The sequence below is a fragment of the Streptomyces sp. NPDC005878 genome (genome assembly GCF_040629815.1).
Classification (GTDB): Bacteria; Actinomycetota; Actinomycetes; order Streptomycetales; family Streptomycetaceae; genus Streptomyces.
In genome coordinates this window covers 190,401-212,185 of record NZ_JBEXWK010000003.1, presented here as the reverse complement: position 1 = coordinate 212,185, position 21,785 = coordinate 190,401, and the positions used below count along the sequence as shown (strand labels likewise).

At 69.4% G+C, this 21,785-nt stretch carries 22 protein-coding genes and 1 pseudogene; 7 read left to right on the top strand and 16 right to left on the bottom strand.

What is annotated here, in order from left to right:
- Positions 1-663: 663 nt before the first annotated feature.
- The 4 genes from ABZ404_RS07270 to ABZ404_RS07255 form a co-directional block, all read right to left on the bottom strand.
- Complete coding sequence (locus ABZ404_RS07270; RefSeq protein WP_358833861.1) at positions 664-1,161, bottom strand: hypothetical protein; 498 nt, start codon at positions 1,159-1,161, stop codon at positions 664-666.
- A gap of 22 nt (positions 1,162-1,183) precedes the next feature.
- Positions 1,184-2,095: a hypothetical protein gene (locus ABZ404_RS07265; RefSeq protein WP_358833862.1), complete on the bottom strand. Its 912-nt coding sequence runs from the start codon at positions 2,093-2,095 to the stop codon at positions 1,184-1,186.
- 1,055 nt (positions 2,096-3,150) lie between these two features.
- Positions 3,151-3,444, bottom strand: coding sequence for a hypothetical protein (locus ABZ404_RS07260; RefSeq protein WP_358833863.1), 294 nt, complete (start codon positions 3,442-3,444; stop codon positions 3,151-3,153).
- Positions 3,434-3,985, bottom strand: a complete 552-nt coding sequence (locus ABZ404_RS07255) for a bifunctional DNA primase/polymerase (RefSeq protein ID WP_358833884.1) — start codon at positions 3,983-3,985, stop codon at positions 3,434-3,436. The genes ABZ404_RS07260 and ABZ404_RS07255 overlap by 11 nt, the downstream gene beginning before the upstream one ends.
- 404 nt (positions 3,986-4,389) lie before the next feature.
- Here ABZ404_RS07255 and ABZ404_RS07250 point away from each other — a divergent pair, with 404 nt between their 5' ends.
- A complete protein-coding gene (locus ABZ404_RS07250; protein WP_358833864.1) occupies positions 4,390-5,643 on the top strand; it encodes a hypothetical protein in 1,254 nt (417 codons plus the stop codon).
- Positions 5,644-5,659: 16 nt separating this feature from the next.
- Here the strand turns inward: ABZ404_RS07250 and ABZ404_RS07245 are convergent, their stop codons facing one another.
- On the bottom strand, positions 5,660-6,595 hold the full coding sequence (locus ABZ404_RS07245) for an aminoglycoside phosphotransferase family protein (RefSeq protein WP_358833865.1): 936 nt from the start codon (positions 6,593-6,595) through the stop codon (positions 5,660-5,662).
- A gap of 60 nt (positions 6,596-6,655) precedes the next feature.
- On the opposite strand from ABZ404_RS07245, the gene ABZ404_RS07240 reads away from it, so the two are divergent.
- Positions 6,656-6,997, top strand: coding sequence for a hypothetical protein (locus ABZ404_RS07240; RefSeq protein WP_358990220.1), 342 nt, complete (start codon positions 6,656-6,658; stop codon positions 6,995-6,997).
- A gap of 114 nt (positions 6,998-7,111) precedes the next feature.
- Here the strand turns inward: ABZ404_RS07240 and ABZ404_RS07235 are convergent, their stop codons facing one another.
- Entirely contained in the window at positions 7,112-7,330 is a 219-nt protein-coding gene (locus ABZ404_RS07235) for a DUF6083 domain-containing protein (protein WP_358833867.1), read from the bottom strand.
- 100 nt (positions 7,331-7,430) lie between these two features.
- Positions 7,431-7,514 (bottom strand): annotated as a pseudogene (locus tag ABZ404_RS07230) (hypothetical protein); the annotation flags it as partial.
- A gap of 379 nt (positions 7,515-7,893) precedes the next feature.
- Here ABZ404_RS07230 and ABZ404_RS07225 point away from each other — a divergent pair.
- Positions 7,894-8,202, top strand: coding sequence for a hypothetical protein (locus ABZ404_RS07225; RefSeq protein WP_358833868.1), 309 nt, complete (start codon positions 7,894-7,896; stop codon positions 8,200-8,202).
- A 129-nt stretch (positions 8,203-8,331) separates the two neighbouring features.
- Here the strand turns inward: ABZ404_RS07225 and ABZ404_RS07220 are convergent, their stop codons facing one another.
- The 9 genes from ABZ404_RS07220 to ABZ404_RS07180 form a co-directional block, all read right to left on the bottom strand.
- Positions 8,332-8,937 carry a hypothetical protein gene (locus ABZ404_RS07220; protein WP_358833869.1) on the bottom strand — a complete coding sequence of 202 codons (606 nt, stop codon included), beginning with the start codon at positions 8,935-8,937 and terminating at the stop codon, positions 8,332-8,334.
- Positions 8,934-10,652: an alpha/beta hydrolase gene (locus ABZ404_RS07215; protein WP_358833870.1), complete on the bottom strand. Its 1,719-nt coding sequence runs from the start codon at positions 10,650-10,652 to the stop codon at positions 8,934-8,936. The genes ABZ404_RS07220 and ABZ404_RS07215 overlap by 4 nt, the downstream gene beginning before the upstream one ends.
- Before the next feature lie 3 nt (positions 10,653-10,655).
- Positions 10,656-11,147, bottom strand: a complete 492-nt coding sequence (locus tag ABZ404_RS07210) for a type VII secretion target (RefSeq protein WP_358833871.1) — start codon at positions 11,145-11,147, stop codon at positions 10,656-10,658.
- Positions 11,148-11,251: 104 nt separating this feature from the next.
- A complete protein-coding gene (locus ABZ404_RS07205; RefSeq protein WP_358833872.1) occupies positions 11,252-11,716 on the bottom strand; it encodes a nucleoside deaminase in 465 nt (154 codons plus the stop codon).
- 344 nt (positions 11,717-12,060) lie between these two features.
- On the bottom strand, positions 12,061-12,735 hold the full coding sequence (locus ABZ404_RS07200; protein WP_358833873.1) for a potassium-transporting ATPase subunit C: 675 nt from the start codon (positions 12,733-12,735) through the stop codon (positions 12,061-12,063).
- A 5-nt stretch (positions 12,736-12,740) separates the two neighbouring features.
- Positions 12,741-14,891: a potassium-transporting ATPase subunit KdpB gene (gene kdpB, locus ABZ404_RS07195; protein WP_358833874.1), complete on the bottom strand. Its 2,151-nt coding sequence runs from the start codon at positions 14,889-14,891 to the stop codon at positions 12,741-12,743.
- Positions 14,888-16,552 carry a potassium-transporting ATPase subunit KdpA gene (gene kdpA, locus ABZ404_RS07190; RefSeq protein WP_358833875.1) on the bottom strand — a complete coding sequence of 555 codons (1,665 nt, stop codon included), beginning with the start codon at positions 16,550-16,552 and terminating at the stop codon, positions 14,888-14,890. Before kdpA ends, kdpB begins: the two co-directional genes overlap by 4 nt.
- Before the next feature lie 8 nt (positions 16,553-16,560).
- Positions 16,561-16,650: a K(+)-transporting ATPase subunit F gene (gene kdpF / locus ABZ404_RS07185; protein WP_358833876.1), complete on the bottom strand. Its 90-nt coding sequence runs from the start codon at positions 16,648-16,650 to the stop codon at positions 16,561-16,563.
- On the bottom strand, positions 16,647-16,793 hold the full coding sequence (locus tag ABZ404_RS07180) for a hypothetical protein (RefSeq protein WP_358833877.1): 147 nt from the start codon (positions 16,791-16,793) through the stop codon (positions 16,647-16,649). The genes kdpF and ABZ404_RS07180 overlap by 4 nt, the downstream gene beginning before the upstream one ends.
- Positions 16,794-17,044: 251 nt before the next feature.
- Here ABZ404_RS07180 and ABZ404_RS07175 point away from each other — a divergent pair, with 251 nt between their 5' ends.
- From ABZ404_RS07175 to ABZ404_RS07160, 4 genes are all read left to right on the top strand, one after another.
- Positions 17,045-17,500 (top strand): carboxymuconolactone decarboxylase family protein, encoded by a 456-nt coding sequence (locus ABZ404_RS07175; protein ID WP_358833878.1) that lies wholly within the window; start codon positions 17,045-17,047, stop codon positions 17,498-17,500.
- 134 nt (positions 17,501-17,634) lie between these two features.
- Positions 17,635-18,849 (top strand): FAD-dependent oxidoreductase, encoded by a 1,215-nt coding sequence (locus tag ABZ404_RS07170; protein ID WP_358833879.1) that lies wholly within the window; start codon positions 17,635-17,637, stop codon positions 18,847-18,849.
- A 323-nt stretch (positions 18,850-19,172) separates the two neighbouring features.
- The gene (locus ABZ404_RS07165) at positions 19,173-19,718 is read left to right on the top strand and encodes a cupin domain-containing protein (RefSeq protein WP_358833880.1); all 546 of its coding nucleotides are present in this window, start codon (positions 19,173-19,175) and stop codon (positions 19,716-19,718) included.
- A 263-nt stretch (positions 19,719-19,981) separates the two neighbouring features.
- Complete coding sequence (locus tag ABZ404_RS07160; protein ID WP_358833881.1) at positions 19,982-21,736, top strand: MFS transporter; 1,755 nt, start codon at positions 19,982-19,984, stop codon at positions 21,734-21,736.
- Positions 21,737-21,785: the final 49 nt, after the last annotated feature.

Below are 21,785 nucleotides of genomic sequence, written 5' to 3'. Positions count from 1 at the left end.
GATGTTCACGTACGACGCGCTCCAGGTCGCAGACCACGGCCGCCTCCGCCAACTCCACCGTACGTACATGCCATTCTCGGTGCTCATCGACACGAAGTACGAGGAGGAGGCCCCGTCTCCGGCACCGGAGCTCTACACGGCGCTCTCCGACCTGGGCCACGAACTCCACTTCCCGGAGTACCTGCGCACACGGATGCCCCTCCCCGACCAGACAAAGGCACTCCGCCTCCCCAACGGGTACCGATGCTCCACATCCTGCGGGTCCCCTGGGGACCGGGGGCAGGCCACTCGCCCTGGAGGAGTTCCACCTCCCAGGGGACGACTTGGAGCTCTCGTACGCGCTCTGACGCGACGTCCGGTTCAAACTTTCTCTACTTCATCAAGGCGGCGGCTCGCTCCGCTCACCGCGCTCGGCCCGGGTACATGGCGGCGATCAGCCGCCTGATGTCAGAGAAGGGACACGCCGTGGCTGGGGCGGTCAGCTCTACGGCTTTAGGCAGCCACTTTGGCGCGAGCCTCGAAGATCATGGCCCCACGTCGTGCTTGAGCGGGCAGGTCCACGGACTGCACGACGCGTTGGAGCTTACGGGGCCATGATCACTCGCGCCAAAGCAGCTCCAGCCCAAAGCCGCTCCACCGACCTCGGATTCCCCTCTCTCACCGTCAGAGGGAATTGCGCTCCAAGATCGAAAGCGTGACCCCAAGTCCCGAAATGAGCAGTCCGATAAGGCTCGCGAAGCCAGCTGCAGAAATAATTACTGAAAGTACAGGGCTTCCCTCCCGACTCACGTCCACTCCAATACCAACCGTAGACGTGACAAGGACTACCATGAGAAATAGGCTCGTCACAAGCAAGCATTTCGCAATGTCGCTGCGCGCATCCGCTAATGCTTGCTCCTTGTGGCGATTCCTGCCTTGCATGTCAATCTTAGGAGCAAAGGCAGCGAGGATTGCCACCGCAGCCAGGGCGAACCCGAGCAGTCCGCTAGAAGAACCGGTCAATGAGGAATAGATGTCCTTCCGCAACTCCGGCTTCAAAGCGGCGAGAAGATACGGCCCACCGAACGCGGAGGCCAGGGATAATAACGCCACCGCCCCAACGAATGCCACTACGGGGAAGGTCCACCAATTGCGATTTACTTTTCCTGCCAGATTAGACACGCTGCCCCCTCACGCCTCCGCGTCACCCCTTCCGCATCAACTCCGCTGTCGAGGTCGTCTCAAACACCCCTCGGTTCTTGAAGTCCTTATATGCCTGCTCAAGCTCGAAGAACACGGACTCCACGCGCGGCGCTGATGGAATGTCAGCCCTTTGGGGCAACTCGACCTCTGCGCTCAGTCGATCTGTGAGCAAGTTGACCTCTTCAACCCGGTTGGTCCTCTTGCTCCTCCCCCTCACAACCATTCCAGTGAGTAGGTCACTTGCCTGAGCCGCAAGCTCCAATAGTTCTTCTTCGATGTGCTGGTCGATGTACCGATCCTTAGGCCCATAGCGGCCCATGCCGAGACTTACTCGCACAGACGGCAGCTCCTCTCCTACCACCGCTGGCCACAAGTTCCCAAACGTCCCCCTACCTCGCGTTGCGTACTCAGGTTTGGTCATCGCGAGCTCAAAGGATCGGAACTGCCCTTCCATCTCCTTGAGCCTGCGAAATGCCTCTTCATCGTACAGAGGGTCGAACTGCACATACTCTCGCAGTCGCTGCCGCAAGAAGAACGCAAGACGCGAAAGCCTCGGCGAATACCTACCCATATCGTGAGCGCAGTATCCGTCAGGCCAGATCGAGATGTGTGTGGCGTCGGCCGGATACTCGTTGGCCAACAATGAGATCGGGCCGATCGAACCGTCTGGATCCCATTTGAACGGTCGATCTTCCTCCCCCCTGAGTGCCAGCACGCGGAACTTGGCGGGGTCCCTGCCGCCTCCTGGCTCAACTACTTCTACGGCTGTGATCACCCCGTCCTTCTCCACCAGTTGTGAGGAGCTGTCAGCCGCAATTTCTTGGGCTAGACGCTGAGCTACAGCGGGAGGGTCGAAGACAGTCCGCCCCGCCACAGACGACCAGCGGTAGAAGACAAGCTTTCGCTTCAGCATCCATCCAGTTTACGAGAGTTGACGCTGTCTCGGCGCCTGAACCGAATTCCTGGCTCGGGACGCCGAGCCGATGATCCTTCTGGTCATCAACTTGCTCCCTCCAGCTATCTCCTCTGAAGCTTTCTCCAGTATCGAGGAAGGGTCTGACAATCGGCCGAGTGAGTACGTCTTCCCAGATCAGAGCCGTGCGAGGAGCTGTCCACCTCGTCGGCGTAGCGGGAGGGCAGAAGCTCGTCCCCCTGCTGAGGCGACGAAGGATGGGCTGACGAATGGCCACCGGCCGAGAGACCGGAGATGCTGGTTGCGAGCTCGGCTGTCTTTGGTGCGACCGTTCATGACAGGGCTCCGAGGCGACGCCCCCAGGTCACCGCCGTTTGTCTGCGAAACGGGTACAGCCATGTCTAAGCCCGGATAACTCAGCTGAAGGGCGTTGAACCCGCACGCTGGGTGAGTGACTCGCTACGTGACAACGCCGACGAACAGCGGCGGACAACTGCTTACCTCTGCGGACCATCAACGCAGGTGAGCGCCGCACTGGCTCAAGCCAGCGCCCCCGCCCAGGCTGCTTCGGGAAGAAGAGGTCGTCGCTCCCACACGCCTTGCCACGTAGTGATCTTCCAAGGGTCCGCTATCGCCCCAACACGTGGTCGACCCCCGCGCCCAGCCGGGCTGCGGCGCTAGGGCGCCGGCCCCGGTCCGTCGCGGGGGCCGACCACGGAGATGCGGATCAGTCAGGCAGCCGGAGCATCTGAACGCTTCGCCCTCGCGGCCATCGCAGCGGACAGCCCCGCCATGATCAGCTCAGCCAGCAACTCAGCCGCCTCCGGGCGTATCGCGCCCAAGCACACCAACCCCTCCCCCCCTCACGTTCACGTCTGCCTTCAGGCCGGGGAAATCTGTGTCCAAGCCGAGCCCTGCCAGTTGTTCTGCCAAGGCCATCGCTCCACACCGAGCCCTCAGCCAGCCACGCACGTAGGCACTCCGGGCTCCGAGTCCTCAGCCCGACGCGCCACTACTCCTTGCGGGTCTGTCATTTCCTCCGCCCCTCTCCGCTCCTATTGGCTCGGGCTCTGGCTGCACGCGCCGTCCGGGGTCCGGGCGCAAGTAGCCGCCAGGCGCAGCAGTTCCGCCAGGCGCTCCGCCGTCACCGGGGACACTCGGCCGAGCTCGACCAGGCCGTGGCCGAAGGCGTTTGATTCCGCTCTCAGGTAGGGGATGTCTCGTTCCATGCCCGCCGCCGTGAGGACATCGCGGAGGGCAGCCGTCGCGTTCCTCGCGGCGTACCAGGAGTCGCTGTCCAGCGGAGACCAGTGAGCCGTGTCGTTGCCCGGCTCGCCCTCACTGCCCATCGGGCCCAGCCTCCTCCAAGACCTGGTTCGCCACAGCCGCAGGCGTCGGGTACCGGTCGCCGTAGTGGTCGACCCGAGCCACCAGGTCAGTCGCCGCGACGAGCATGACCGCGAGCGCGGCCGGGCGCTGGGGATTGGCTTCGGGCCGGCGAAGGGGTGCACGGAGCCATTCGTAGCGGTCGCCCGCCAGAGGCATCGGCCCCGGCACGACCACATAGGAGCCGTCGTCGAGGTACTTGTACTCGGGCAGGCTGTCCGTCTCCCGGCCCACGAAGTCCTCAAACAACTTCCTCCAGTCGGAGTTGAGGAAGAAGCCCACCTGCTGAGCCCTCCGGTCGGTCATGACTGGCCCGACCGGCATCTGCCGACGTACCAGTTGATCGAAGACCTCAAGACCGACCCGCTGCGGAACCACCACGACGTCGAAGAGACGCCCGGTGGGCAGCAGGTAGGGGAGCCGTGGGTCCTCCCGCCACACCGCCCGGCATACGGTCGGCTCCTCCGCCGCAGCCGATAGCCACTCGACGCCCCTCTTGGTCATCCTCTGCACGTCATCTCACCCCAAGTCGCTCTCACCCGGCGGCAGTCAACCGGCGTGGAGCCAGGCTCTCGCCGATGCCCCTGAGCTGGGCAGATGACGAGTAGTGATGGGGGATGACGCCCGGCTGACGGGTCCGTCATCCCCCGTCACCCCGCTCGCCCGATTCACCGAACTACGGCCTGCCCCTCACATGGGCACTTTCGAGTCCGTACATTCAGACGCGCGGGAAACTCAGGCACCGTCGCGGCGCTATCGAGGGGGCGACGACCACGGACCCGACACAGTCAGTCGGCAGCCACTTACGCGCGGCCCGGACGAATCGCGGTTGGAGCCAACCGCGGCTGGTCCGTGAGCTGCGTACGCTCGCCGCGCGTCGCGGACACCAGCTCCCGGCAGATCCCAGCGTGAAGAGGCGCATTGCCAGTTGGGAGAACGGCCACAGCGTCCCCGATGAGTTCTACGGTCCGTTGATCTGCGCAGCACTCGGGGTCAGCGCGGCCGAGCTCGGGCTCAACCACGCCGGGAGCCAGGACTCCGGTTTGCTCGATGCCACGTACCCGGCAAGCCCGGAAGCTGCCTTCGACAACGTCGATCGGCTGTGGCGCGCGGACCTCAACGGGTACGAACCACTCCTCACCGCCGAACCCTCCGAGCCCGCGTGGAACGAGGCTTCCCTCCGGTGGCTCGTGGCGCCGGAGCCAGCCTTCCCCAACGGCCAAGACGGGAGACGCGTCCGCGTCGGACTGGCCGACGTGGCCACGATCAAGGCGACCAGCGACATGTTCGCCCAGCTCGACGACCGCTTCGGTGGTGATCACGCACGGCACGCCGTGATCCAGTACCTGAGCCGGGACGTGGCGCCGCTCCTCACCGGGCAGTACACGGAGGCGGTCGGCCGCGTGCTCTTCTCCGCCGTCGCCGAGGCCACGCTCCTCGCCGGCTGGATGTCGTACGACGCCTGTCACCACGGACTCGCGCAGCGGTACTTCCTCCAGGCCCTCCGGCTCGCCCAGGACGCCAACGACCGCCGTCTCGCCGGAAGCATCCTCTCCGCCATGAGTCATCAGGCGACATTCCTCGGTCGGTATACGCAGGCCGCCACGCTTGCCCGCGCCGCGCTCATGGGCATCTCCGCCGTGGCAACGCCGACGCTCCGGGCCCAGTTCCACGCCATGGAGGCTCGCGCCCTCGCTCGTACAGGCGACTGCAAGGCCACCGAGCGCGCCCTGGTGGCCGCCACGAACGCGCTCGACAGCAAGAACAGCGACGACGAGCCCGAGTGGATCTCGTACTTCGACGCGACCGAGCTCGCGGCCGAGGCCGCGCACTGCTTCCGCGACGTGAACAGCGCCCGGCAGGCCGTCGCCAACGCCGAGAGCGCGGTGAGCGGCAACCGCGTACGGAGCGACTTCTTCGCGACCATGGTCCTTGCGGACGCCCACCTGCGGGCGGGAGAGCCGGAGGAAGCCTGCCGGGTGGCTCTGGACGCGCTGGATCTCGGGGAGCAATTGAAGTCCGCTCGCTGCGTGAGCTACCTGGTGGAGTTCCGCGGCCATCTTTCCCGTACGGGAAACTCCACCGCCATCGTCCGCGAATTCGAGGACCAGGCCGCCGAGCACCGCCTGTGGATCGCAACCGCGAGCCCGACCACCGGTTGACGTCAGCCGTCACCCGTCAGAAGGGCTTCCACTCCTTCCGCCCCTCCCCGGTCCTCAGCGACTGGACCCGGCGGGCAAACTCCCCGGCGGACCGGGCACTCGTCGCCACCTGCTGCCCCATCCAGGCGACCATCATCAGCTCGCGCACGTCCGCGAGCACGGAGTACCCGGGCCAGTTCATCAGGTCGAAGCCGTAGCGGTAGACGAACTCCCGGTACTCCTCACGCGTGTGCCAGCCGTAGCGCTCGTAGTACATCGCGGTGAGTACGAGATCCCACTCGCGGGGAGCCAGAGCGAAGCCGTCGAGGTCGATGAGGACGGCCGAGCCGTCCCGGTGCCGGAGCACATTCCCGACGTTCGCGTCCCCATGGATCATCCCGAAGGGGAGCACGAAGTCGATCCGGTCGTACTCCTTCTGCAAGCACCCGGCCCGCTCCTCCAAGAACTCCCGATCTTCGCCCGAGACACCACTCACACCGCCCAACCGGCGCAGCGAGCCCGACAGCTTCGCGAACGGATCAAAATACGGCAGCCTCAGTGACTCCGGCTCCGCCAGGCAGTGCAGCCGCCGCAGGAAGTCGGCCAGTTCCCCGACCGTCCCGTACTCCTCGCGCTCCTGGACACTCTCCCAGAACGTCACCACGCGGCCGGCGACCACAAGCGGCTGCTCGACGCCGCGCCATACCCGGGTCGCCGGGAAGCGTTCCGCCTCCAGCCACCGTGCCAGCCCTACGACCCGCTCCGTCTCCCCCAGTGCATCCGGCTCCCTGGCTATTCGCACGACCACAGGCACAGCCGCCAGTCGGTACACCGCGTTCGACCCCAGCCGCACCAACTCAGCACCCGTCGGCTCCAAGTCGGCTCGCTGACACGCCTTTTGAAGAGCGGCATCCGCCGCCTCCGCCGTGAACTCCGCCGCGCCGCCCTCAGTGCTGCCCTCGCCCGAGATCATGCACTCGACGATACGGGCGTACGGGCCAGCGCACATCGGACCCCACGTTATAAGGACATCATGAGGATGCGCTCCTGGCAGTATCCCCACGTGATGCAGAAGAAGCTCGACGCCCTCTGGCAGATGGATGAGTACAGGGCCATGCCGTTCCCGAACGGGTTCCGTGGCCTGGACGTTGAGGGGCAGGACATGGTCCTGCTCGACGCGGACACCGCCGGCTACGCGTCCCGCGTCCTCAACGGCCCCCTCCCCGAACCGTCCCTAGGCGGCTTGATCAGGTTGGTGGAGGTGTTCGGGAAGGTGCTTCCGGCAATCAATGACGAGTACGCGAGCAAGTACTACACGCGGGCGCGCGACGTGGCCGCGCTGGCCGCCGAGATCGAAGCCGTACGCGGCGAGTAAGGACGGGCGCTGGCCGAGCCGTTCCGTGCATGCTGACTGGTTGATCACGAGCGGCAGCGGTTGCAGAAGATCGTGCACCGGGGCAGCACGAGTTCGGCACCCGCTCACCGACCCTCAGCCCACCTCTGGCCATTCCTCTGAAGGCCGGGCCCGGGGCCGGGGCCCAGGCTGAGGTGGCTCTGGATCGTCCCGGTCCGCCTGCCTCGCGTTCTCCCCTCGCAGGGCTGTCAGCCACGGCCACAGATCCGGTAGGGGTCTCGCCGGGCAGGCCAGGCGGTGTTCTATGCGGCACCGCTGGAACTGATCCGGTGGGCAGACCCCGTAGACGGCCACCCGTCCATCGGACTGCTCGATCCACCGATGCCCCGCCGGCCGTGTGGGCCAGTGGAGTCATGTCCGGCTCCAACAGCACCCAGTCGTACTCCAGCGTGGCCACCCGGTCCTGCGGTAAGCCGCAGTAGGGGCAGCGTGGTTGTTCGCCGCCCAGCCGACGCGGTGTCTTCTCCAAAGCCCCCATAGGGTGAGGGTCGGCACTTCGGCGACCGGTGCGTAGAGCGCGAACCGGCCGGGACGCCTGGGGCCGGTGCGCGCCGGGGAAAGAGGGGGCGACGCGGCAGGTGAAACCAGTCACCAGCGGTAGAGGAAGCGTGGCCGAGATGCCACGCGATCCCGGGGCGAGGAGAACCCGTGGCGTCCCCCCTCGCTCCGCGAAGCGCCTCCCCGCCACCCCCGTACTCGCCATCGCCACCACCCTCCTGCTCGCCGCCTGCTCATCCCCGCAGGCAGGCAGCCGCACTGCGGGTGACCCGGGGTGGGAGAAAGGTGCCGGTGCCCCCGAAGCCGCCGCCTTCATGAAGGTGCGTGTTCCTGTGGGGGCGGGTGAGGTGCGCGGTGCTGTGCGCGTTCAGCCTCGGGAGCGTGTTTATCTGCTCTCCTTCCTCACCGATGCGAACGCCGCGCAATCGCTCGTCGACGATCTGCGCCCCGACCACCCCCTGCGGGCCGTCCACACCAACTCGTCACTCAGCGGCGACGGATTCCACCACCTGGGGCTCGAACCACCCCAGGAAGTCGAGGGCGTACGGACCACCAGCGCCTGTCCCCCGTGCGTCGGCGATACGCGGCGCAGCTCCGTCCAGGCCATCGAGATCCACGTGGCCGGGCAGTCGGGTGACCGCGTACGGGTCTACCTCACGGCGTACTGAGCCGCCCCGCTGCCCAGCGGTGCCCGCCGCCGTCGGCGTACCGGCCTCCCGGCCGCGACCGCGGTGCCCCCAGCCGCGCGACGCGGCAACGGCCCTTCGCGGCAACGCCCCCTCCCCGCAGCCCCCCCCTCACCCCTCCCCCGACCAGAACTCCGATCGCTCGTTCGGCCGGACCTGCTCCCCCTTAGGGCCCCCCGGCTTTCCCGGTGTCCCCTCCGGGTACGTCATCTCCGAGTCCTCCGCGCACGCGAAGCTCGCGCTCAGGAACACGTTCCCCACGCTCCCGACCTGGAGCGACACGCTGAAGCCGTCCGCCCGGGTCGCCCGTACCCAGGGCATCGACTCGTCGTTGCGCACGCTCGTCACCTTGAAGCCCGCCGACTCCCAGTAGCGCTGGACCACACCCAGGAGGCTGCCCCGTCGGTGGGGGGAGACGATCGTCAGGATGTTGCGGCTGCGGGTGACCGTCGTCCTGCCCGTCGGCTCGTTGAGGTCCGTGCTGCACGCCTCCTGCATGGGGGCTCCGTACGTCCACTTCACCGGCGGCCGGATCGCCGCCAGCGTGGCGTCCAGGATCTTCTCCGAGCCTTCGCCCGCCTGCTGCATGTTCATCTTCGGTGCCTTCTGGGTCTGTCGTACCTGCTCATCGCTCCGGCCACTGCTGCCCGTTCCACAGCCGGTCAGTGCCGCCGCGAGCAGCAGCGCGCACACCACCCGGCGTCCCCGGACCCTCATCGCGGCCTCGTCGCCGTGATCCGGTCGCCGTGGCCGGTGACCACGCTCGCGATGTTGGGGAGGGAGTCGCCGCCCGCGTCGGGGTCGAAGTAGATTGAGTGCGCGGGCAGTTGGCCCTGTACCAGGCCCGACAGGCCGGTGTCCTCGCCGGGGGCCACGGCGAAGTGGTGGCCGCCGAAGTGGTCGTCCGCCGGGTCCGTGCCGAACCAGTTCTTCTTCGGGCCGTACTCGCTGCCGGGTGCCACGTACTCCAGGAGGTTGGGCGACGGCAGGTACGTGACCTGGTCGTTCTCCGCGGCGCCTATGTAGACGTGGTCCGCCCCCACCCCCAGGTCGGATGCCTTGTTCACGCCCACGCCGGGGCTGCCGACCAGGACCACGTCGTCCGCCGGGATACCGCCGGGCTGCTGGGTCGCCTGGCCCACCGTGAGCGAGCCGTACGAGTGGCCTATGGCCGTGACGTGCGGGGAGCCGGACTCGTGGGTGGCCCTGATGCCGCTCAGGAACTTGTCGTACGCCGGCGCCCCGGCCTTCGCGTCGTCCTCGCTCATCACGTCCGTCGCCGACCACTTGAAGCCGTCCAGCTGCGGGCAGTCGTAGCCGAGCCAGACCACCGAGGCGGTCGTGGTGTCGGGGTACATCTTGTTCGCCATGGTCGCCACGTTCCGGGCCCGGTCCACGTCCGAGGCCGCGAAGTGGCCGCTGAGCTTGGTGTTGAGGCCGGGCACGTAGGCGGAGACGTTCTTCGACGTGTCCGGGTTGCCGAAGGAGACGATGGCGCGGCCCTTGCCCTCCGCGCCGATGCCGAGCAGGTACGGGCGCGGCTCGCCCTCCGCCGCCAGCTGCTTCTGGATGCCCTTGAGCCCTTCGATCTTGTCCTTGAGTGCCTTCGCCTTGTCGCCGTCGGCGCCCTCGTACTCCGACTGGAGGCCGTCGAGCAGCATCGGCAGATACGTCCGGTTGGCGCGGTCGCGGTCGGTGGCCGGTATGCCGTCGCGGTTGCCGATCTGCTGCGGGTAGTCCTGGATCAGCTCGGCCTGGAGGCTCGGGGAGAGCTGGGCCCACCAGGCCTGTACGGCGGCCGGGGAGCCGTTCTTGTCGGGCATGCCGAGCTCGTGCAGCAGCTCGCTGTTGATGCCCCCCGCCGTCGCCATCTCCGCGATGTTGGTGCTCCAGTCGCCCCTGCCGCAGCGGTTCGCGGCTTCGGTGAAGAGCCGGATCGCCTTCGCGTACTCCGTGTCGGCCTTCGCCGCCGCCGCCAGCGCGTCGCCGATCCGGTCGGCGAAGCCCTGGGCGCGGGTGGTTTGGTCGCGCTGCATCATCGCCACGTCGCCGGGCTTCATCCCGCTGGTGTCGACGCTCGGGGCGGTGACCTTGCCGTCGTCCGCGACGTGGTATCCGGCGCCGGTCGCGTCCTCCAGGGCGTGCGCCAGCTTGCCCTGCTGGGCGGCGAGCACCTCGCCGCAGGCCCGCAACACCGTTCCCACGGCGTCCAGTTCCTGCTTGGCGACCAGGAGGTCGCGCTGCATCCGGGCGAGCCGGTCGGCGGCGGACTCGGCGGCGATCCCGCCCCAGTTGCCCTGCTGGAGCGGCCGGTGCAGGTACTTGCCGCAGTCGGTGGTGTGCGTGCCGAACGTCTCCGCCAGTTTGTCCCAGGCGTCACCCGCGTCCGTCAGCAGGAGCGGCTTGGCATCGCGCAGTTGCGAGACCCGCATCGGTCAGTGTCCTCCGTCGGACGCCGGCGGAAGGGTCACTCCCGGGGCTTGGGGGGTGTAGGGGATGTGGGGGGCATTCGGCGCGTACGGCGGATTCGGCGCGTACGGGGCGTTCGGTGCGTACGGGGGGTGCACTCCCGGGGCCGAGACGCCCGGCGCGTACGGGGTGTGGGGGCCGAAGCCGAGGAACGACTGCCCGCGCGCGTGGTCCTCGCGGACGAAGCTCGTACTGGACGAACCGACCGCATCGGCCGCGCCCTCCACCATGCCCGCCAGCGCGCGCAGCGTCTTCGCCCACGCCTCCAGGCACTCGTCGATGGCTTTCGCGGTCTCGAAACCGGCCAGGCCGGCCACCGCCGTGTCGGTCGGCTTGTACAGGGTCTTGACTTCGCCCGGGATGTCCTTGGCCACCTTGCGGGCCGAGTCACCGGCCTTCTGGACTTCGCCCGGCGTGATCCAGAAGCCCCGTGTGGGACCACCGATCGGTGTGGACATGCCGTTCACCCCTCCCGCTTGCTGATCTTCTTTTCGGCAGGGTACTGGGCGAGTTCAGGCCAGTAATGAGTACGGGTACTCAGTCCGGTCCGGCCGGTGCCGCGCTAGCCGTCCGTCGTCGGGCCTCCGATGTCCTCCGACCACAGACCGGGCTCCGCCGCGATGAACTCCCCCAGCAGCGCCCGGCATTCGGCGTCGTCCAGCACCACGACCTCCACCCCGTGCCCGGCGAGCCACTCCTGTCCGCCGCCGAAGGTCCGCGCCTCACCGATCACCACACGGGAGATGCCGAACTGGCGGATCAGGCCACTGCAGTACCAGCAGGGGGCGAGGGTGGTCACCATGGTCGTACCGGCGTACGTGGTCCGGCGCCCGGCCGCGCGGAAGGCGGCCGTCTCGGCGTGCGTGGACGGGTCGTCGTCCTGGACGCGGCGGTTGCGGCCGCGTCCGAGGAGGGTGCCAGACGCGTCGTAGAGCGCCGCGCCGATGGGGATGCCGCCCTCGGCCCGTCCGGCGCGTGCCTCTTCGAGGGCGGCGGGGAGCAGGGCGCGTGCCGCTTCCAGGTCCATGGGGCCAGTGTGGGACACGGCGTCGGCCCCGGCCCGGTGCCACGACGGGTGGCGGGGGCCGGGGCCGGGGGCGCCCGGGGGCTCAGGTGTTGGGGCGCTTTCCGTGGTTGGCGCCCTTCTTCTTCCGTGCACGCCGCTTGTTGCCTCGCTTGGACATGGACCACATCTCCCTTACCGGTACGAAAAGGGGCATATTGTCCACGTCAGTCTATGAGCCGCCCCTTCCGCCCGCATCGCGGCCGCCCTCGGCCCGGCCGGCGGCCCCGGGCGGCGGCCCCCGCCCGGAGGTCCCCGTTCCCGGAGGTCCCCGTTCCCGGAGGCCCCTCCCGCGCTCCCCGTCTGCGTCACCTCCCCGCGAGCTCCCGCAGCGCGATGTTCAGCTTCAGCACGTTGACCCGGGGCTCGCCGATGAAGCCCAGCAGGCGGCCCTCCGTGTGGTCGGCGACCAGGTGCTCCACCTTCGCCACCGGCAGCCCGTTGCGCTGCGCCACCCGGTGGACCTGGAGCCGCGCGTACGCCGGGGAGATGTCGGGGTCCAGGCCCGAGCCGGAGGAGGTGACCGCGTCGGCGGGGACGTCCGCGGGGTCCACCTGGTACGTGTCCGTGGAGTTGTCCCCGACCACCGCGGCCCTGGCCGCCTCGACCCGCCGGACCAGCTCCTCGTTGTCGCCGGAGAGGTTGGTCGCGCCGGACACCAGCAGCCGGTAGCGGGTGTTGAGGGTGTTGGTGCCCAGGCCGCCGGAGGGGCGCGGCTGGAACCAGCGCGGGTCCGGGCGGGGCTCCTCCCCGGGATCGGACGGGTCCTTGGCGGGGAGGTCGTACCGCTGGCCGATCAGCTCCGAACCGACCACCTTCCCGCGCGACGTGACCTCCGAGCCGTTCGCCCGGCCGGGGAAGGCCAGTTGGGCGACGCCGGTCACGGCGAGCGGGTAGACCACCCCGCACACCAGGGTCAGCACGAGCAGGGCCCGCAGGGCGGCGCCGGCCTGCCGGGCCGCGGCGGATACCGAGTTGTTCATGACGATCAGCCGATTCCGGGGATGAGGGAGACGAGGAGGTCGATGAGCTTGATGCCGACGAAGGGGGCGACCAGGCCGCCCAGGCCGTAGATCCCCAGGTTGCGGCGGAGCAGCCGGTCGGCCCCGGCGGGCCGGTACCGCACGCCCCTCAGCGCGAGCGGGACAAGCGCGACGATGACCAGGGCGTTGAAGACGACCGCGGAGAGGATCGCGGACTGGGGGCTGTGCAGGCCCATGATGTTGAGTCGGTCCAGGCCCGGGTAGACGGCCGCGAACATCGCCGGGATGATCGCGAAGTACTTCGCCACGTCGTTGGCGACGGAGAACGTGGTGAGCGCGCCCCGGGTGATCAGGAGCTGTTTGCCGATCCCGACGATCTCGATCAGCTTGGTCGGGTCGGAGTCGAGGTCGACCATGTTGCCGGCCTCCTTGGCGGCCGACGTACCGGTGTTCATCGCCACGCCCACGTCCGCCTGGGCGAGCGCGGGGGCGTCGTTGGTGCCGTCGCCCGTCATCGCGACCAGCTTGCCGCCGGCCTGCTCGCGCTTGATCAGCGCCATCTTGTCCTCGGGGGTGGCCTCGGCGAGGAAGTCGTCCACGCCCGCCTCCTCGGCGATGGCCCGGGCGGTCAGCGGGTTGTCACCGGTGATCATGACGGTCCTGATGCCCATCCGGCGCAGCTCGTCGAACCGCTCCCGCATGCCCTCCTTGACCACGTCCTTGAGGTGGACGACACCCAGGACGCGGGCGCCTTCCGCGTCCTCCACAGCCACCAGCAGCGGCGTGCCGCCGGCCTGGGAAATCCCGTCGGTGAGCCGCTGGGCGTCCTCGGCCACACGTCCGCCCCGCTCCCTCACCCACGCCGCGACCGAACCGGCCGCTCCCTTGCGGACCTTGCGCCCTTCCACGTCCACGCCCGACATCCGGGTCTGGGCGGTGAAGGCGATCCACTCCGCGTCCGTCAGCTCGCCCCGGTGGCGCTCGCGCAGCCCGTACCGGTCCTTGGCCAGGACCACGATCGAGCGGCCCTCGGGCGTTTCGTCGGCGAGCGAGGAGAGCTGCGCGGCGTCGGCGACCTCGGCCTCGGTCGTGCCCTCGACCGGGACGAACTCGGACGCCCGGCGGTTGCCCAGGGTGATGGTGCCGGTCTTGTCCAGGAGCAGCGTCGACACGTCCCCGGCCGCCTCGACGGCCCGGCCGGACATGGCCAGGACGTTGCGCTGCACCAGGCGGTCCATGCCCGCGATGCCGATGGCGGAGAGCAGGGCGCCGATCGTCGTCGGGATGAGGCAGACCAGCAGGGCCGCGAGGACGACCATCGGCTGCTCGGCGCCCGCGTACGTCGCGAACGGCTGGAGGGTGACCACCGCCAGCAGGAACACGACGGTCAGCGAGGCGAGCAGGATGTTCAGGGCGATCTCGTTGGGCGTCTTCTGCCGGGCCGCGCCCTCGACCAGGCCGATCATCCGGTCGATGAAGGTCTCGCCCGGCTTGGTGGTGATCTTGATGACGATCCGGTCGGAGAGCACCTTCGTACCGCCGGTGACGGCCGAGCGGTCGCCGCCGGACTCGCGGATCACCGGCGCGGACTCGCCGGTGATCGCGGACTCGTCCACCGAGGCGACGCCCTCGACCACGTCGCCGTCGCCCGGGACGACATCGCCCGCCTCGCAGACGACCAGGTCGCCGACGCGCAGCCCGGTGCCGGGCACCCGCTCCTCCGCGGTGCCGTTCAGACGGCGGGCGACGGTGTCCGTCCTGGCTCGGCGCAGGGTGTCGGCCTGCGCCTTGCCCCGGCCCTCGGCGACCGCCTCCGCCAGGTTGGCGAAGACCGCGGTCAGCCAGAGCCAGCCGGTGATCGCCCAGCCGAACCAGTCGCCGGGGTCCCTGAGCGCGAGGACCGTCGTCAGTACGGAACCGATCTCGACGACGAACATCACCGGGGACGCGGCCATCACCCGGGGGTCGAGCTTCCTGAGCGCCTCGGGGAACGCGGCGACCAGTTGCCGGGGGTCGAACAGGCCGCCTCCGGCCCCGGCCCGGTCCGGGTGGCCGGCGGGGCGGGCGTCGTGCGGGGTGCGGGCGGGGCTCGCGGGGCTGGGGGCGGCGGCGGTGGGCATGGAGCCGGGCTCCTCGGGCTTCAGATGCGTGGTCATGCCGCCAGCCCCTCGGCCAGCGGCCCCAGCGCGAGGGCGGGGAAGTAGGTCAGACCGGTGACGATCAGGATCGTGCCGACCAGCAGACCGGTGAACAGGGGTTTGCCGGTGCGCAGGGTGCCCGCGGTCTCCGGGACGGGCCGCTGCCCGGCGAGCGAGCCGGCGAGTGCCAGGACGAACACCATCGGCAGGAACCGGCCGAGCAGCATCACCAGGCCGAGGGAGGTGTTGAACCAGGGGGTGTCGGCGCTCAGGCCCGCGAAGGCCGAGCCGTTGTTGTTGGCGCCGGAGGTGTACGCGTAGAGCACCTCGGAGAAGCCGTGCGCCCCCTGGTTGGTCATCGCGTCGCGGGTCGAGGGCAGGGACATCGCGACCGCGGTGGACACCAGGACCAGCGCCGGGGTGATGAGGAGGTAGCAGGCCGCGTACTTGATCTCGCGGGTGCCGATCTTCTTGCCAAGGTACTCCGGGGTGCGCCCCACCATCAGGCCCGCGAGGAACACCGCGATGACCGCCATGACCAGCATCCCGTAGAGACCGGAGCCGGTGCCGCCGGGCGCGATCTCGCCGAGCTGCATGCCCAGCAGGGTGATGCCGCCGCCGAAGCCGGTGAGCGAGGAGTGGAAGCCGTCCACGGCGCCGGTGGAGGTGAGGGTGGTGGCGACCGCGAAGACGGAGGTGCCGCCGATGCCGAAGCGGGTCTCCTTGCCCTCCATCGCTCCGCCCGCCAGGTCGAACGCCGGTCCGTGGTGGGCGGATTCGGTCCACAGCATCAGGGCGGTGAAGCCCGCCCAGACCGTGACCATGGCCGCCAGGATCGCGTAGCCCTGCCGGACGCTTCCGACCATCCGGCCGAAGGTCCGGGTGAGCGCGAACGGGATCAGCAGGATGAGGTAGACCTCGAACAGGTTGGAGAAGCCGCCGGGGTTCTCGAAGGGGTGGGCGGAGTTGGCGTTGAAGTAGCCGCCGCCGTTCGTGCCCAGCTCCTTGATCGCCTCCTGGGAGGCGACCGCGCCGCCGTTCCACTGCTGCGGGCCGCCCGTGAACTGGCCGACCTCGTGGATCCCGGCGAAGTTCTGGAGGGCGCCGCAGGCGACCAGGACGAGCGCGCCAACCACCGAGACCGGCAGCAGGACGCGTACGGTGCCGCGGACCAGGTCGGTCCAGAAGTTGCCGAGCTCACCGGTGCGCGAGGAGGCGAAGCCGCGGACGAGAGCGACCGCGACGGCCATGCCCACCGAGGCCGAGACGAAGTTCTGCACGGCAAGGCCGCCGGTCTGCACGACGTGGCCCATGGCCTGCTCGCCCGCGTACGACTGCCAGTTGGTGTTCGACACGAACGACGCCGCCGTGTTGAACGCCTGGTCGGCCGGGATCGACGCGAAACCGAGCGAGCCGGGCAGGTGCCCCTGGAGGCGCTGGAGCAGATAGAGGAGGAGGACGCCCGCGGCGGAGAAGGCGAGCACGCCCCGCAGATACGCGGGCCAGCGCATCCGGGCGGACGGATCCGCGCCGATGGCCCGGTAGATCCACTTCTCGACCCGCAGATGCCGGTCGCCGGAGTAGACGCGGGCCAGGTGGTCGCCCAGCGGCCGGTACGAGAGCGCCAGGGCCGCGGCGAGCGCGGCGAACTGGAGCACGCCGGAAAGGACGGAAGACATCGCGGGGCTCAGAACCTCTCCGGGTGCACAAGGGCGAGGACGAGATAGCCCAGCAGGGCGGCGGCCACGACGAGACCGACGACGTTCTCGGTGGTCACAGCTTCGCCACCCCCTTGGCTATGAGCGCCACCAGGGCGAACACCGCGATCGTGGCGGCGACGAAGGCCAGGTCGGCCATCGTGAACTCCAGGACGTGAAGAGGCTCGTGGACGAGCGGGACGGGTGCGGACTCCCTGAGCAAACCCGCCCGCGGCGCCCGCGCCGCTTTCGTTGACGGTCCCCTGACGGCCGGCGCCGCCTCCTTGACGCCCTTCATACGCGGACCCGCCCGCGCGGCGGGGGTACGGGCGCGGTACGCGGCTCCGGCGGGACCCGGCCAGGTCCGCGCGCGTGCCCGGTGGGGCGCTTCGTCACACTTCGGGGCCCTGCTTCGTCAATTCCATGACAGTCGGAGCCCAGGCCACCCAGTGGGTGGCAGCCAGGAGAACAGTCATGGAAGCACGGATGCCGAGCCCGGCGACGCTCGTCCCGGGGGCGATGGAGGCCGTACGGGGACTCCAGAAGGCGACCCACGGCGCCGGAGTGCCCGCCACCACGATGCACCTCGTCCATCTGCGCGCCAGCCAGATCAACGGATGCAGCGCCTGCGTGGACTCCGGCACCCGGTACGCGATGAAGGGCGGCGAGAGCGCGGAGCGCCTGTTCGCGGTGGCCGCCTGGCGGGAGACGCCGTACTTCACGGACGCCGAGCGGGCCGCGCTGGCCCTCACCGAGGCCGTGACCCGGCTGAACGACCGCGAGGAGCCGGTCCCCGACGCGGTGTGGGCCGAGGCCGCCCGGCACTACGAGGAGAAGCCGCTCGCGGCCCTGGTGCTGTGGATAGGCGTCAGCAACTTCTACAACCGCCTCAACGCGGCCACCCGGCAGCAGGGCGGCCAGACCTGGTGATCCCCAACTGGCCCGCCCTGAAGGGAACCTGACGCTCCGTTCGCTCTGCTCGACCTTGGCACCCGCGACCGCGTGGGGCATGCTCGCCGAGATCGACTCGTACGACATCCACGCACGACGCCGAGGTGGCACCCATGGCAACCGAGACAACCACCTGCTGCATAGTCGGAGGCGGCCCGGCCGGCGCGATGCTGGGGCTGCTGCTCGCCCGGGCGGGCATCGAGGTCACCGTCCTGGAGAAGCACCGGGACTTCCTGCGGGACTTCCGCGGCGACACGATCCACCCCTCCACCCTGGACGTGCTCGCCGAGCTGGGCCTCGCCGAGCGCTTCCTGGAGCTGCCGCACCGCACCACGCCGGGGATCAACATGGTCACCGACACCCGTGATGTGCTCGTCGCCGACCAGCGCCTGCTGTCCGGCACGTATCCCTACATCGCGTTCGTCCCGCAGTGGGACTTCCTCAACCTGCTCGCCGCCGAGGCCGCCACGTACCCCAACTTCCACCTGCGGATGGGGGCGGAGGTGCACGGGCTGATCCGCGAGGGCGACCGGGCCCGGGGCGTGCGCTTCCGGGACGCCGAGGGCGAGCACGAGCTGCGCGCGGTCCTGACCGTGGCCGCCGACGGCCGCGACTCGGTGCTGCGCCGCCCGGCCGGGCTCGTCCCGCAGGGCTTCGGGGCACCCATGGACGACCTGTGGTTCCGTATCCCCCGCGAGGAGAGCGACCCGCCGGACACCTTCATCCGCATGGGGCAGCAGGGCCTGCTCATCGGCATCTGCCGGGACACGTACTGGCAGTTCGCGTACGTCATCCCCAAGGGCCGGTACGCCGAGCTCCAGGCCGAGGGGATCGAGTCGCTGCGGGCGAGCGTGCGGGCGCTGCTGCCGTGGATGGGCGACCGGCCGGACAAGATCGAGTTCTCGGACGCGCGGATGCTGGAGGTCCGGGTCGAGCGGCTCAAGCGGTGGTACCGGCCGGGGCTGCTGTTCATCGGGGACGCGGCGCACGCGATGTCCCCGGTCGGCGGCTTCGGCATCAACGTGGCCGTGCAGGACGCGGTGGCCACCGCCAACCTGCTGGCCGAGCCGCTGCGGCGGGGCGCGGTGAGCACCGAGGACCTGGCGGCCGTGCAGCGGCGGCGGCTGCCCGCGGCGGTCGCGATCCAGCGTATGCAGATCCTGCTCCAGAACCAGTTGATCGCGCCGACGCTGCACGGCACCCGCGAGTCCAGGCCACCGCGGTTCCTCGCGGTCGCGGAGCACGTACGGCCGATGCGGCAGCTGATCGCGCGGATGATCGGGTACGGGCCGCGGCCCGAGCACGTCCGGATCCCCGAGCGGGTCTGAGACGTCTGCCGCCGTACGGGCGGGTGCCGGCGCGAAGAGCGCCGGTACCCGCCCGTCGGCATTCCGGGGAATTCCCCCTGCCGAAGTCGTGAACTCCGGGAATGTCGTTGACGGAACAACGAACGAAATCGGTCGGCCTTATCCCCACGTGTTCAACTGCGGAAATCCCGCGGTCGCACAGAGCCGTGCTAGAGCTGGTCACCGGGGGCCCGAGTGCCACTGGAGCCGCGCCCGACGGGCAAGTTGAGCGCTGCTTGACCCGCACCCGCGGCCCCGTGCTAAACCCGTACGCACTTGAGAGAAATCAAGCCAGAGAGGGATTCATGACGACCATCATCTACCCCGAGGACCGCCCTGCCGGCCGCCGCGGGTTTGAAATCGTCCTGCCGAGCGGCGCCACGGATGGCGCCGCCGCCCTCGTGGAAGGCGAGATAGCCGCCGCCACTCCCGGACCGCCGCTCCACACGCACGCCGAGTCCGACGAGACGTACTTCGTCCTGGAGGGCTCCCTGGTCATGTACATCGACGGCGAGGTGACCACGCTCGGCCCCGGCGGCATGGCGCACATCTCCAAGGGCACCGAGCACACCTGGTCGACCACGGTCGAGGGCGGCTGCCACTTCCTGACGCTGCACCTGCCGGGCGGGTACGAGCTCTACCACCCGACCGCGCTCGCCGCCGAGCACGAGAAGGGCGGGCCGCTGATCCAGTCCGACCTCTTCGAGCTGGCCGCGAAGTTCGACTGGCGGATGGCGGGCAGCGAGCCGATGCGCCTCACGCCCGAGGGCGTCCTCGTCCCGGCGGGCGAGGCCGACGAGGAGGCCCGGCGCCTGCTGGCCGAACACGGCGCGGCGCAGCCGGTCGTCTGAGCGGGGTCGCCCCACCGCGCGGGTGAGCCTTCTTCAGTGGCGGTGCCGGGCTGTCATGAACCCGACACTCCATGGCGAGGACGGGCGGTGTGACCTGCGAAAAGTCACACCGCCCGGTCCTGTGTCGTCATCTTGGTGACGCACTTTTCCTGGCCCCCGCGGCAAGGGAGACCCGCGAATGGCACTCGTCTCATCACGCCCCATCCGTCACGACCGGGCTCGGACGGCCCGGTCATCACGATCGGCCCAGAGGTAGAAACGCCATGACTCACGACACCCACGCCGGAGCCGACCTGCCCGGCGGCAGCCGCGCGGGAGAAGCCTCCGGTGAAGCGCCGGCGCTGGACCCGCGCCGCTGGCTCGCCCTGATCATCGTCCTGGTGGCCGGGTTCATGGACATGCTCGACGTGACGATCGTCAACGTCGTCATCCCGAGCATCCAGAAGGACCTGCACGCCGACTACACCCAGATCGAGTGGGTCGTGGCCGGCTATGTCCTGGGCTTCGCCGCCCTGCTGATCACCGGCGGCCGGCTCGGCGACATCTACGGCCGCAAGAAGATGTTCCTCATCGGTGTGGCGGGCTTCACCATCGCCTCGGCCCTCTGCGGTGTGGCCAGCGGCCCCGGCATGCTCATCGGCGCGCGCTTCTTCCAGGGCGCCATGGCCGGTCTGATGGTCCCGCAGATCCTGGCGATCATCCATGTCACGTTCCCGTCCGAGGAGCGCGGCAAGGTGCTCGGCATCTGGGGCGGTGTGCTCGGCTCCGCGTCGGTGGCCGGTCTGATCGTCGGCGGTGTGCTGGTCGACGCGAACATCGCGGACCTGGAGTGGCGGCCGATCTTCCTGGTCAACATCCCGGTGGGCATCGGCGCCCTGATCGCCGCCTGGTTCTTCGTACGCGACTCCAAGTCGCCGGCCGCGCCCAAGCTGGACCCGATCGGTGTGGTGATCGCCGTGACCGGCATCCTGATGCTGGTCTATCCGCTCGCCGAGGGCCGTACGCTCGGCTGGCCGCTGTGGACGTACCTGCTGATGGCGGGCTCCGTCGTGGTCTTCGGCATCCTGGTCGTCTTCGAGCGCCACCGCACCCGGACCGTGGGCTCGCCGCTGGTGGTGCTCAGCCTCTTCAAGGAGCGGGCGTTCACCGCGGGCATGCTGGTGTGGACGCTGTTCTGGATCGCGCTCGGCGGCTTCTTCCTGGTGTGGACGCTGTACATGCAGCTGGGGCTCGGCTGGTCGCCCATGCGCGCCGGTCTGACCGGTGCGGCCTTCGCGGTCGGCGCGGCGGCGGGCTCCGGTCTCGCGGTCGAGGTGTTCACCCCGCGCATCGGCCGCCTCACCCTGATCGGCGGCGCGCTCCTGAACGCGCTGGGCTTCGCCGCGTACATCCTCGTCGCCCACCACTACGGCCCGGACATCCCGTCCTGGCAGATGATCGCGCCGCTGGTCGTCACCGGCTTCGGCTTCGGTCTGGTGGTGGCCCCGATGATCGACGCGATCCTCACCAAGGTGCCCGCCAAGGACGCGGGTTCCGCCTCCGGGCTGCTCGGCACCACCCAGCAGGTCGGCATGGCGCTCGGTGTCGCGCTGGTCGGCGTGCTCTTCTTCGGCCACCTCTCCAGCGACTCCGACCACGGCGTCGACAAGGTGACCCCGGCCCTGCGCCAGGAACTGGTGGCCGCGGGCGTCCCGGCGGGCGGCGTCGACGACATCGTCGACGGCTTCCGGAAATGTGTGCACGACCGGTCGGCCGAGTCGGACCCGACCAAGGTCCCGGCGAGTTGCAAGCCGTCGTCGGTGCCCGGCGCCGACAAGGTCCAGCCGATCCTGACCGAGCGTGGCCAGGAGGCCGTCAGCCACAACTTCGTCAAGAGCTTCGACCTCAGCCTCTGGTACGGGGTCGGCATCCTGGTGCTGGTGGCGCTCGGCATGTTCGCGCTGCCCCGGCAGGTGCGGGCGCGTGACCTGGACGCGGAGCTGGAGGCGCTGGGCGAGCCGGTGGCCCGCGGGGCGTGACGCCCCGGCGCTGACACACTCCGGCTCCCGACTCCCCCAGGCGTACGCC

What these genes read in the sequence shown, in the direction of transcription:
- ABZ404_RS07265 (WP_358833862.1), bottom strand. Translation starts at nt 2,095, where the DNA reads ATGCTGAAGCGAAAGCTTGTCTTCTACCGCTGGTCGTCTGTGGCGGGG.
- ABZ404_RS07260 (WP_358833863.1), bottom strand. Translation starts at nt 3,444, where the DNA reads ATGGGCAGTGAGGGCGAGCCGGGCAACGACACGGCTCACTGGTCTCCG.
- ABZ404_RS07255 (WP_358833884.1), bottom strand. Translation starts at nt 3,985, where the DNA reads ATGACCAAGAGGGGCGTCGAGTGGCTATCGGCTGCGGCGGAGGAGCCG.
- ABZ404_RS07245 (WP_358833865.1), bottom strand. Translation starts at nt 6,595, where the DNA reads ATGATCTCGGGCGAGGGCAGCACTGAGGGCGGCGCGGCGGAGTTCACG.
- ABZ404_RS07240 (WP_358990220.1), top strand. Translation starts at nt 6,656, where the DNA reads ATGAGGATGCGCTCCTGGCAGTATCCCCACGTGATGCAGAAGAAGCTC.
- ABZ404_RS07220 (WP_358833869.1), bottom strand. Translation starts at nt 8,937, where the DNA reads ATGAGGGTCCGGGGACGCCGGGTGGTGTGCGCGCTGCTGCTCGCGGCG.
- ABZ404_RS07215 (WP_358833870.1), bottom strand. Translation starts at nt 10,652, where the DNA reads ATGCGGGTCTCGCAACTGCGCGATGCCAAGCCGCTCCTGCTGACGGAC.
- ABZ404_RS07210 (WP_358833871.1), bottom strand. Translation starts at nt 11,147, where the DNA reads ATGTCCACACCGATCGGTGGTCCCACACGGGGCTTCTGGATCACGCCG.
- ABZ404_RS07205 (WP_358833872.1), bottom strand. Translation starts at nt 11,716, where the DNA reads ATGGACCTGGAAGCGGCACGCGCCCTGCTCCCCGCCGCCCTCGAAGAG.
- ABZ404_RS07200 (WP_358833873.1), bottom strand. Translation starts at nt 12,735, where the DNA reads ATGAACAACTCGGTATCCGCCGCGGCCCGGCAGGCCGGCGCCGCCCTG.
- kdpB (WP_358833874.1), bottom strand. Translation starts at nt 14,891, where the DNA reads ATGACCACGCATCTGAAGCCCGAGGAGCCCGGCTCCATGCCCACCGCC.
- kdpA (WP_358833875.1), bottom strand. Translation starts at nt 16,552, where the DNA reads ATGTCTTCCGTCCTTTCCGGCGTGCTCCAGTTCGCCGCGCTCGCCGCG.
- ABZ404_RS07175 (WP_358833878.1), top strand. Translation starts at nt 17,045, where the DNA reads ATGGAAGCACGGATGCCGAGCCCGGCGACGCTCGTCCCGGGGGCGATG.
- ABZ404_RS07170 (WP_358833879.1), top strand. Translation starts at nt 17,635, where the DNA reads ATGGCAACCGAGACAACCACCTGCTGCATAGTCGGAGGCGGCCCGGCC.
- ABZ404_RS07165 (WP_358833880.1), top strand. Translation starts at nt 19,173, where the DNA reads ATGACGACCATCATCTACCCCGAGGACCGCCCTGCCGGCCGCCGCGGG.
- ABZ404_RS07160 (WP_358833881.1), top strand. Translation starts at nt 19,982, where the DNA reads ATGACTCACGACACCCACGCCGGAGCCGACCTGCCCGGCGGCAGCCGC.